Origin of the sequence: Streptomyces sp. NPDC058683 (genome assembly GCF_042716195.1) — a bacterium.
Classification (GTDB): domain Bacteria; phylum Actinomycetota; class Actinomycetes; order Streptomycetales; family Streptomycetaceae; genus Streptomyces.
In genome coordinates, this window is sequence record NZ_JBHXSK010000023.1 from 161,200 (window position 1) to 171,435 (window position 10,236).

Genomic DNA, 10,236 nt, shown 5'->3' on the forward strand with positions numbered 1-10,236 from the left:
GGCCGGTGGCTGACGCCTCTGGGCAGGTCCGCGGCGGCGCGCCGAGCCCGCATGCTGGTGGTGTACAAGGCCGCCGAGACGACGGCGCGGTGCGCGACGCTCAAGGCGTGTCTTGGAGCCTTGTCGCTGCCGAGGGCGTCAACCCGCGGGGAAGCCTTGCGATCACGTCGGCTGCTGTCACCGCAGTGCTCTCGGCGGCGTCCATGGCTGCACGCGCAGCCTCCTTGGCCTCGGCTTGTGCCAGGTCTTCGGCAGCTTGCTCCAGGCCGACCCTCGGCATGGCCGGCATGGCTGCGACCTTGCTGAGATCGTGGAACGCACCGGCGTACCCCCTCCAGAAGTCAGGAGCGGGCGTATCGAGCTCCTTACGAACGGCCTCAGCTACCTGGAGGGCCGTTGCCACTACATGCTGTGCGGTGGCCGGATTGTGGTGGGCCAGGTGAGCGATGCCGTTGCGGGCTTCCATCACCGCTTGATTCCTTGGCTCTCCCGCGAAGCCAAGTGTGGGGAAACGCAGCGCCCGGTCCCCATGGGCTGAGATCAACAGTGGGTCGTGGTGGCACAGGATCGCCTTCAGGCAGAACTCGGAGCCCATACCGGCATGCAGGACTGCGAAGAGACGGTTGCCGCCGCGCCAGGAGTCAAGGGCGGATCGCATCATCTGTGCAGCCAGGTCTGTGCATCGCTCGGCGTTCAACTGGAGGTATCCCCTCCCCGATTTGGCACCCATCACTACCTGTCCACTGATGATTCAGAAGACGCCGGCATGCATGCAGGAGCGGGTGGCTTCGTAACTGACGGACGACACCGCTTATCACCGAGTTTGGACAGCACTTGGTGATCACAGGGCAAGAAAATGTCGATGAGAACCGACACCGGTCATAGGCGCACTGCGGCGCGACGCTGATGAGGATCTCCGAAACCTCCACCGCAGCTCGGTTGATCCACCAGACTTGCTCCTGTTTCCCGACAGAGAAGGGACGGCCGGCATGGCGAACAGCGCACTTCTGGTGATGGACGTCCAACGGGACATCGTGGCCATCGCCGACGACGGTTCCGGATACCTGCCGCGCTTGCGCAGAGCGATCGACGGTGCCCGGGCTGCCGGCATCCCCGTCATCTACGTGGTGATCGGGTTACGGCCGGGCGATCCAGAAGTCAGCCCTCGCAACAGGGTGATGACAAACGCCGTGCGGGCAGGCCTGTTCACCGAGGGCGCCCCTGGCACCGCGATTCATGACGACGTTGCGCCGCAGCAGGACGACGTGGTGGTCACCAAGAGGCGGGGGAGCGCGTTCTCGGGCAGCGACCTCGACTTGGTACTCAGGGCTCGCGATATCGACAGCCTTGTTCTCACTGGCATCGCCACCAGCGCTGTAGTGCTGTCCACTCTGTGGCACGCCATCGACCTGGACTTCGGTCTCACCGTCCTGGCGGATGGCTGCCTCGACACCGACCCCGAGGTGCACCGGATGCTCACCGAAAAGCTGTTCCCGCAGTGGGCGGATGTCGTCGCCGTCGAGGACTGGCTCAAAGCGATCGCACCGCAATAGCGGGAGGCCGTCCGGACCCTCGCGTGCAGGGCAAGACGGCATCGCCTCCCGCCGGCAGGGCGAGGTCAGTCGGCGGCGTTCTGTGCTGCTGCCCGGGCTTGGGTGATGGCGAGGCGGTAGGAGTCGGTGCCGATCTGGATCAGGTTGCCGCCGAAGGTGCGCCGGTCGACGATGGCCGCGCAGAGCCAGGGATCGGTGAAGGTCTTGGTCCAGCCGCTGAAACTCCCGTTCGAGGCGATGGCGACACTGTTTTCTCCTCACGCTCCGTCAGAACCTGGAACAGCAGCTCAGCGCCCCTGCGGTCCAGCTCCATATAGCCCAGCTCATCGATGCACAAAAGATCGACACGGCCGTAGCGGGCGATGGTCTTGGTCAGCACCTTCTCGTCCGAGCTGGGCGAGAACCCCGCTGGCGCAGATCTTGGGGAGTCATCGCAGAGTGACTACGCCGTTCGATCGAGAGGGTGGTCAGGGGCCCGGTTGTCCGGCTAAAACACTCACCTCGTAGCCTCCGCGTATGACTGCTGATGATCCATTCCAGTGCCGCTGCGTCCTCTGCCGTGACTACGGTGACCGGGACGAAGCGGACCGCATGGATCTGACGATCACCGAGAATGTGCAGCGGCACGGATGGCACGTCGTGATGGTTCCCGAGGACGAGATCGGTCCTGGATTCGCCTACACGATCGGTCTGGCACACACTCACGGTGCTCCTGAGCTCGCCATGTTCGGACTCGACATCCATGACATGCACCGCATGCTCAACAGGCTCGGAGCGAAGTCCGCCGCAGGCGCTGTACTGGCTGGCGGCCAGAGCCACCCTGACGTCGTCGATGGTCAGCAAGTCGCGCTCAGGCAGGTCGATCTCCGCTGGTACCGGACCTTCTTCGGGCGGGCCGTCGGGTTCTACCGGCGGCCTCCTTTCCCTGTGTTGCAAGTCGTGTGGCCCGACGCGGACGACCGCTTTCACTGGGAAGAACACGCTGTGGCGAGACATCGGGACTCCCAGCCTCAGCTGTGGCTGTCCCCGAGTGAGCACCCTGTCGGGATCTGGACGACCGGACTCTGACCTCTAACGCGCCGACCAGCGACAGACCAGCACCGTCGCGAACTACTGAAGCAAGATCATTTTGCGGAGCAGTTCAAATCCGGCTCGGCCGTAGAGCTGCCTCTTGATCTTCTTGATGCGGTTCACGGCACCCTCGATGCTGCCCGAGCTCCAGTTCAGGGTGAGTCCGGCTGTCACGGCGGCGATGTCTCGGTGCAGGTGCAGCGCGAAGCCGGTGAGGCCGGGTAGCCGGCTGGCGTCGACTGCATCGATCCAGGTGGGGAGTGTGGAGCCGAGGCGGTCGCCGAGTATCTCGCCAAAGCCGCGGACATGTCTGGCGGCCTGGTCCAGTTCGGGGCAGCGGGCCAGGACCTCCTTCAAGCCGGCCCGGTCTTCCTCGGTCAAGGTCGTGGGGTGCCGGGTGAGCCAGCCGGTCACCTGCCGCACCAACGGCGGCCGGGGCGGGGCGCCTGCCGGAGTCCCACGGAGGGTGACGATGTGGGCGCGGACCATCTGGTAGGTGACAGGCGCGTTGTCGGCAACGAGTTCGCTGTGGAGCTGAGTGACGCTGGCGCATCCCTCGGCGAATCGCCGCTCCAGGTAGGACTTGTAGGGGTCCAGCCGGCTGGACCGGGGACGGTTCTGGCGGAAGGTGTCCTGCCAGCGTGCGGCGTTTGCATACCGGAGGACGGTGTTGAGGCCCCAGCCCAGGTGCCGGGCAATCGCCCGGCAAGGCGTACGCGGTCTCGCGCACCCTGCCGCCTCGCAATCGAACACAGGGGTAACGCTCTGCGACGACTCCTCAAGATCTGTGCCAGAACCCAGAACTCACCGACAAAGCCGAGCGGGAGACGACCTCTCTCAAAGTGTGCCGTGACGCGATAGTTGGAACCGGTCGACTGCGGTGACCTGAGCTTCCTCGCTATGCGTGACACGCCGGTTGGAACCGCTCAGTCACGATTCCCGGCACCAACCGCTCGCTGGCCACTCTGACTGGCATCGGTCCGGCGCGCTGGCGTCGTCGTTCCGGCCGTGTGCCCTCCGATCCGGCCGTCGGTTCCAACGATCTTGGCCAGGTTCCAACTAACGCGTCCTGGCTCACAAAGCCGGCAGCGGGCAAGGCCGTCGATTGGCCAAGTAGCTCCGCGAATGGCCAACTATCGCTGCTGTCCCGGGTCAGTGAAGGTTGATCAATGAGTCTTCGCCATCTTCGAACATGCAGGTCGGAGGCTCTGGCGTGGCGCTCGCCCGGGATACTCATCCTGATCTCGGGCGGGAGTCTGCGGTCTTGATCATCCGTCATGTCATCGGTCGAGGCTGTCACATTGGGGTCATCGAACCCAACCCAGCCAACCGGGTTGTCAATGTCAAACAGCCGCTCGCGGCGGCGCGGCCCGAAGGGCACATCAGCCCCCAGCGTCATCTCCCGGTGCGGTACGCTCTCGCGGCCCACGGCCGGCGACGGCGTCCGCGAGGGTCACAACCAGGTCTCCGCTGTATGTAGTGTGCGGAAATGACAAGAAGCGAGCGACTCGCGGACCAGCTGGACCGGCACTGGCACAAGAACCTGCGGCCGCGACTGCACGGTCTTGCCGATGAGGAGTACTTCTGGGAGCCGGTGCGCGGCTGCTGGAGCATCCGCCCACGTGGCACGTCGGCCGCACCGATGTCGGCAGGTTCGGGGGAATGGACGATGGACTCCGCGTCCCCTGACCCGGTGCCGGCGCCGGTGACCACGATTGCCTGGCGGCTGGCGCACATCATCGTCTCCTGCCTGGGCTATCGGGTCGGATGGCACTTCGGCGGCCAGGACGTCGACTCCCAGACATTCGCCTACGCGGGGACCGCTGACGAGGCGCTGAAACAGCTCGATGAGATGTATGGGAGATGGAACGCGGGGGTCCGCGAGCTCTCGGACGCTGACCTGGAGAATCCGCCCACGGTGGGTCCCGAGCGGTTTCCCATGGAGGGCATCGTCCTGCACGTCAACAGGGAGTTGATCCATCATGGCGCCGAGATTTCCCTGCTGCGCGACCTCTACCGCTGGCAGGACGGAGCCGTACCGCGCCGAATATGACTTTCCGGTAACCGGCGATCGAGCTTCGGAAACCTACGTGGACTCCGTGACGCTCCGTGGCTGCGCGCTTGTCACCCGGGCGACGTTCTCGTGCACGATCGCACGTTCGTCGTCGCCCAGGGTGCGATCCCGCAGCCCGGGAACGGTGCGGCCGGCCGCGGCGACGAAAGAATGGCAGGCGGTGACCAGGTCCAGGCACTCGACCGTCCGGTCAATGTGATGGACGGCCGGGCGACGGGGCTGGTCTCCTCGAAGTCCTCGCAGACTTGTCGGCCGGGTTCGTTCTGCGCATGGTTGACCTGGAAGCTCGCGGTGTCTCTGTTGACCGGACTACCGGACGACACTCCGAGGCATCGGATGAGTCGGGTACGGGCTGACCGATAGATCTCACGCAGTTCGTCTATTCGGTCCTCACCCCGGCGCCGGAGCAAACCCCCGGATCGGGTCGAACCCGTACACCACTTCCTTGGACGCAACCTCATCGTCGCAGGACAACCTTCAGGCGACTGACCCATCGGCCTGGTAGGCCGGCCGCGCGTGCTGGCTCCTCCATTCCGTGGTGTGAGCCTCCCGGCTCCGGAGCGCTGCGGAGGAGAGGACGCCGAGGCCCCGCGAGTGCGCGCTGCTGACGGCACCGCGCGGCGACAGCGGTCGAGTGGCCCCGTGTGGTGCGTCCCTTGCGTGGCCTGCTCCTCGGTGGCGGCGATGGCGGCAGGTTCGTGTGGGGTGGCGGTCATGGTGAGGTGAGCGGTGGTGCCAGGGCATGTGCCCCGTCGGCGAAGTCGTCGATGAGCCGGGAATGGCGGGTGGCGGGCCAGGCCAGGCAGACCTGCCCCGGGGCGAGGCCCTCGACTGGCCGGGCGACGACGTCGGGGCGTGTGTAGAAGGTCGCAGTGGACAGCGGGATCACACAGATGCCCGCGCCGACGGCGACCAGCTCGAGCTTTTCCTCGACGCTGTGGATGGGTGGAATGTCGGAACGTTCGCCGGTGCGCAGTTCCTGCGCGATGTCGCGCCACTCCGGTACGGCGTCCGGGTCCTGGAGGAGGTGCTCGCCCGCAAGGTCGGCGACGGTGAGGGCCGGCTTGTCGGCCAGCGGATGGTCCGTCGGCAGCACCACGACGCGCGGTTCGCTGAACAGGGGCAGTACGCGCAGCCCCTTCTGATCGATCGGCAGACGCACGATGCTGACGTCGGCCCGTCCGTCGCGCAGGACCTCGACCTGGTCCTCCCAGCCGGTGCGCAGCAGCCGGACGCCGAGTCCGGGATGGCGGGCGGTGAGCGCCCGCACGGCGGGGGTGACGGTGATGCCGGGCATGAAGCCGATGGTGAAGACCCGTTCGGCGGCGGCTGCGGCGGTGACCCGGCGGACCATGGCCTCGGCCGCCGCGAGGAGCGGGCCCACATCGTCGAGGAGCTGGGCTCCGGCGGGCGTGAGGACGGTGCCCCTGCGGTCGCGGCGCAAGAGCGTGACGCCCAGGTCGCTCTCCAACGCGCGCACTTGGCGGGAGAGGGCCGGCTGGGCGATGTGCAGTCGCTCGGCGGCGCGGCCGAAGTGCAGTTCCTCGGCGACCGCCGCGAAGTACCGCAGTTTCCGCAGGTCGATGTCCATGCCGTTGCCGTGTCCCGTCCTGATCGGTGTCCCTACCCCTCCTGATACCCCATGGGATCCAGCGGGGTGCCGCTCCCGGCGGCAGCTCCCCCGGTCGGCGAGGGGACCGGCCACCGGGGGCGTGGATCAGTCCTGGGCGAGGACGGTCAGCGGGTCGGTGTGCATCGGGGTCCAGCCGAGCTGGTCGCGGGCGCGCACCGGGGTGAACTGCTGGTCCAGGGCGAAGGCGTCGGCGACGGCGCCCATGGCCGCGCGTGCCTCCTCCAGAGTGATGGAGACGGTCTTGCCGCCGAGACCCGCTCCTCGGCTGATGGCTTCAGCGCACTCCCGGGCCGTGGGATCGACTCCTCCGACGCCGGCGTAGACGGCGCCGGGTCGGGCGCGCAGCGTGGCCACGTACAGTTCCGCGAGGTCGTCGACGTGGACCAGAGCCCAGTGCTGCGAGCCGTCTCCGATGTAGGCGATGGCGCCCGCCGCCATGCCCGGACGGGTGAAGAAGGCATCGATGAGCCGGTTGTCGCCGCCGTACAGCAGGCCGGGCCGGACCACGACGGGACGACCTCCGCGCGCGGCGCGGGCGAGGACGGCATCCTCGACGGGGCGGCGCCAGGCGACGAGGGCCGGTGGATCCAACGGGGCGTCCTCGTCGACGACGCCGTCGGTGTCGCCGTAGACCCAGGTACCGCCGGTGTGCACATAGGGGCCGGCGCCGATGCCGTCCTGCATCGCGGTGGCGGCGGCGAGATCCTCCGCGCCGGTGGCCGCCTGGGCGAGGTGAATGACGGCTTCGGCCTGCGCTGCCGCCTCATTGAGCACGCCCAGGTCGGCCAGGCTGCCCGTGACCGGATCCGCCCCGTGCGTCCGTACGGTCCGGGCAGCGTGCTCGTTGCGGGCCAGGGCGCGCACGGTGTGGCCGTGCCGTGTCAGCGCGCCGATGGTCGCCTTGCCGATGTAACCGGAACCGCCGGTGACGAAGACCTTCATGACGTTGTTCCTCTCGTTTCGGGATCGCTTTCAGCCTGCGGCGGCGCCGGCACCGGCGTCCAAGACCTGTTCAGGCGCCTGTGATGCCGTCCGGGCATCACGGTCGGGGAGGCGGTCGAAGCCGCCCGGCGAGCGCCCTCGTCGTGAGCGGCGGAGGGGCGGGACAAGCGCGACCGCGATCGGCAGTCCTGCGAACGGCGCGGCGGTAGGCGGTCGGCCGCGGTGACGACGCCGGCCGGATGGGTGGTGGTGACTACGCACAAGCGGTCATCCCGCGAAGGCATCACAGCGCACGGAACCGGTCTTGGACGTGACCCGCACGCCACCCGCAGGGTGGAGGCGGAGGAAGACATCCGAGCAGGACCTGTGTCCTGATCACCGGAGGTACAGCGCCGACAGTCGACCTCCTCGAACGGAAAGGCTGAGCGAGAGCATGCGACACGACATCGAGTTCGACGCCGAGGGCGTCACGCTGCGCGGTTGGTTCTACGAGCCCGAGCAGGGCACCGCTCCGGCCCCGTGCGTGGTCATGGCGCACGGCTGGTCCGCCACCCGCAGGATCTACCTGGACCGTTTCGCCGAGGTGTTCGCCGCCGCCGGTCTGGCCGTCGTGGTGTGGGACAACCGCGGCTTCGGCGACTCGGACGCGGCTCCGGGGAAGCCCCGCTACGAGATCGACCCCTGGGAGCAGATCCGCGACTACCAGCACGCCATCACGTACGCCCAGAACCGCCCCGAGGTCGACCCGGACCGCATCGGCGTGTGGGGCAGCAGCTTCTCCGGCGGACACGCGTTCGTCGTCGCCGCGATCGACCAGCGGGTCAAGGCGGTCAGCGGGCAGGCTCCCCTCATCAGCGGACGCGCCACCTTCGCCAACGTCGCCCGAGAGAACAACCAGGTCGTCAACCCCTCGATCTTCTCCGACGACCGGCGGACCCGAGCGGCCGGCCACTCCCCCACCATGATCCCCGTGATCGGCGAGGACCCCGCACAGGTGACCGGCATCCCCACCCCGGACGCCCACGCCTGGTTCACCGACGCCCACGAACGGCTCGCCCCCGAATGGCACAGCGAAGTCACCCTGCGCAGCCTGGAGTTGCTCCGAGGCTACGAGCCCGGCTCCTACCTGCCGCTGATCACACCGACGCCGCTGCTCATGATCGTTGGCCAGGACGACAGCCTGACCGGCGGCAACCTGGCCGCAACCGCCTTCCAGACGGCCGCCGAGCCGAAGAAGATCGTGTTCGTACCCGGCGGCCACTTCGCGGCCTACACCGGTCACGGATTCGACATCGCCGCCACCGCCTCCCGCGACTGGTTCGCCGACCACCTGTGAACCGTCTCGCCGATCTGGCGCAGGGACAGCCGTTCATGGCCGAGCGAGTCCGGCTCGCCGGCCTCGGACGAGTCCTTCGCCGCCTGATTCAAACGAAACCGCCTAGTAGGACTCCGTTAGGTCGCTCTTGATCTGGGGGTGGTGTGTGGCCTGCTAGGCAGGGGTTGTTGGCAGGTGGTGCAGATACCGGTCCAGCACTTCAGGATGTCCTGGAGCGCATCGAGGATCTGGTAGGAGCTGAGGCCGATGCGGGTGCTTTTGGGGCCAGGCGCTGTTCGGTGAGGAAGGCGTGGGCGGCGGTCACGAGGGTGATGTGGTGGTGCCAGCCGGGCCAGGACCGGCCTTCGAAGTGGTCCAGGCCCAGGCCGTGCTTGAGTTCGCGGTAGTCGTGTTCGATGCGCCAGCGGACCTTGGCCAGACGGACCAGAGTGGTGATCGGGGTGTCGTCCGGCAGGTTGGACAGCCAGTAGTCGGTGGGAGCCCCGGCCTCTTCGGGCCACTCGACCAGCAGCCAGCAGTCCGGCAGGACCCCGTCCCACCAGCCCTGCCCGGCGGAGGCGGCGGCTCGGATCGGACGCTCGACGGCTTTTCCGGCGGGGCGGACGCGCACGGCGGCGAACCGGGACCGTAGCTGTCCTCGCGAGCCGGTCCGCCAGGCGACGGTGGTGAACGCGTCCTGGCCGAGACCGGCGGCGAGGTCCGCCACCGACGGTGCGGGATGGCGGTAGCGAGGCTGTGGCCAGCATCCGATGGGCCCGTTGCGGGCCGGGGCCACGGGCCTGGCGTCGAGCGGGTGGGCGGTCACGTCCCCGCGGACGGCGAGCACGTAGTCGATGCCGCGCTCTGCCAGACCGGCCCGCAGGTGTGCGTTGGTGCCGTAGGCCGCGTCGGCCACGACGGCCGGCGGCCTCATGCCCCAGCCGGCCAGCGTGTCGAGCATGTCCAGAGCCAGCCGCCACTTCTCGCGGTGGGTGACCTCGGGTGGGACGCGGGTGACGGTCCTGCGGCCGGTGTCCGACGCCCACTCCCTGGGCAGGAACAGCCGCCATTGCAGGGGGCAGGAGGCAGTGTCGGTGGCGGCGTGGACGCTGACCGCGACCTGGCAGTTGGCGCGCTTGCCCAGGGCCCCGCAGTACTGCGGGGTCACCGCGACCGACATCCGGCCGTCCTTGGGCACCGACACGTCGTCGACCACCCAGGCCGTCGGGGCGATGAGGGGCAGCATCCGTTCGCAGATCCGCCGCTGCACCGGCACCGGATCCCAGGTGGACTGGTTCACGAACTGCTGAAGGTTCTGCTCGTCGCCGTCCGGAAGCCGCGAGGCCATGGCCTGGACGGACTTGCGGCGGCCGTCCAGCATCAGGCCCCGCAGGTAACAGTCGCCCTTGGCCCGCTGGTCCTTGCGCGGCACCGAGGCGAACACATCGGCGACGTATAACGCCAACGTCGCCCGGACACGGTTCACTTGATGTGCGTCCACATACCCAACATGCTCCTGAACAGGCCCAACGTGAAGACCTAACGGAGTCCTACTAGTGTGATGCGCCAGAAATCCTGAGGGTTAGTTCTGCTCTGTTTTCTGGCCGGTGGTTCCGACCTTGGTGAGGTAGTGGGCGAGGGAGTTGAG

General features: G+C 67.9%; 9 protein-coding genes and 2 pseudogenes. 4 read left to right on the top strand and 7 right to left on the bottom strand.

Going from position 1 to position 10,236, the window contains the following annotated elements; translation table 11 throughout:
• Window positions 1-100 precede the first annotated feature (100 nt).
• Window positions 101-697, bottom strand: a complete 597-nt coding sequence (locus ACFWXC_RS25935; RefSeq protein WP_384482414.1) for a hypothetical protein — start codon at window positions 695-697, stop codon at window positions 101-103.
• A 292-nt stretch (window positions 698-989) separates the two neighbouring features.
• Between ACFWXC_RS25935 and ACFWXC_RS25940 the strand changes: the two genes are divergently transcribed.
• The gene (locus ACFWXC_RS25940; RefSeq protein WP_384482387.1) at window positions 990-1,553 is read left to right on the top strand and encodes a cysteine hydrolase family protein; all 564 of its coding nucleotides are present in this window, start codon (window positions 990-992) and stop codon (window positions 1,551-1,553) included.
• A 65-nt stretch (window positions 1,554-1,618) separates the two neighbouring features.
• Here the strand turns inward: ACFWXC_RS25940 and ACFWXC_RS25945 are convergent.
• Window positions 1,619-1,947 (bottom strand): annotated as a pseudogene (locus ACFWXC_RS25945) (ATP-binding protein); the annotation flags it as partial.
• Between the two features lie 122 nt (window positions 1,948-2,069).
• Here ACFWXC_RS25945 and ACFWXC_RS25950 point away from each other — a divergent pair.
• On the top strand, window positions 2,070-2,621 hold the full coding sequence (locus tag ACFWXC_RS25950; RefSeq protein ID WP_384482389.1) for a DUF4262 domain-containing protein: 552 nt from the start codon (window positions 2,070-2,072) through the stop codon (window positions 2,619-2,621).
• Window positions 2,622-2,663: 42 nt separating this feature from the next.
• Here the strand turns inward: ACFWXC_RS25950 and ACFWXC_RS25955 are convergent, their stop codons facing one another.
• Window positions 2,664-3,038, bottom strand: a complete 375-nt coding sequence (locus ACFWXC_RS25955) for a transposase (protein ID WP_384482391.1) — start codon at window positions 3,036-3,038, stop codon at window positions 2,664-2,666.
• 1,075 nt (window positions 3,039-4,113) lie between these two features.
• Here ACFWXC_RS25955 and ACFWXC_RS25960 point away from each other — a divergent pair.
• A complete protein-coding gene (locus ACFWXC_RS25960; protein ID WP_014182433.1) occupies window positions 4,114-4,677 on the top strand; it encodes a DinB family protein in 564 nt (187 codons plus the stop codon).
• A 72-nt stretch (window positions 4,678-4,749) separates the two neighbouring features.
• Here the strand turns inward: ACFWXC_RS25960 and ACFWXC_RS25965 are convergent.
• The 3 genes and pseudogenes from ACFWXC_RS25965 to ACFWXC_RS25975 all read right to left on the bottom strand — a co-directional run.
• Window positions 4,750-4,997 (bottom strand): annotated as a pseudogene (locus tag ACFWXC_RS25965) (DUF6192 family protein); the annotation flags it as partial.
• 413 nt (window positions 4,998-5,410) lie between these two features.
• Window positions 5,411-6,289, bottom strand: a complete 879-nt coding sequence (locus tag ACFWXC_RS25970) for a LysR family transcriptional regulator (protein ID WP_384482393.1) — start codon at window positions 6,287-6,289, stop codon at window positions 5,411-5,413.
• A 126-nt stretch (window positions 6,290-6,415) separates the two neighbouring features.
• Complete coding sequence (locus ACFWXC_RS25975; protein ID WP_384482395.1) at window positions 6,416-7,273, bottom strand: NAD-dependent epimerase/dehydratase family protein; 858 nt, start codon at window positions 7,271-7,273, stop codon at window positions 6,416-6,418.
• 433 nt (window positions 7,274-7,706) lie between these two features.
• Between ACFWXC_RS25975 and ACFWXC_RS25980 the strand changes: the two genes are divergently transcribed.
• Window positions 7,707-8,609, top strand: a complete 903-nt coding sequence (locus ACFWXC_RS25980) for an alpha/beta hydrolase (protein WP_384482396.1) — start codon at window positions 7,707-7,709, stop codon at window positions 8,607-8,609.
• A gap of 199 nt (window positions 8,610-8,808) precedes the next feature.
• On the opposite strand, the gene ACFWXC_RS25985 is transcribed toward ACFWXC_RS25980, so the two are convergent.
• Window positions 8,809-10,089, bottom strand: coding sequence for an IS701 family transposase (locus tag ACFWXC_RS25985; protein WP_384482398.1), 1,281 nt, complete (start codon window positions 10,087-10,089; stop codon window positions 8,809-8,811).
• Window positions 10,090-10,236: the final 147 nt, after the last annotated feature.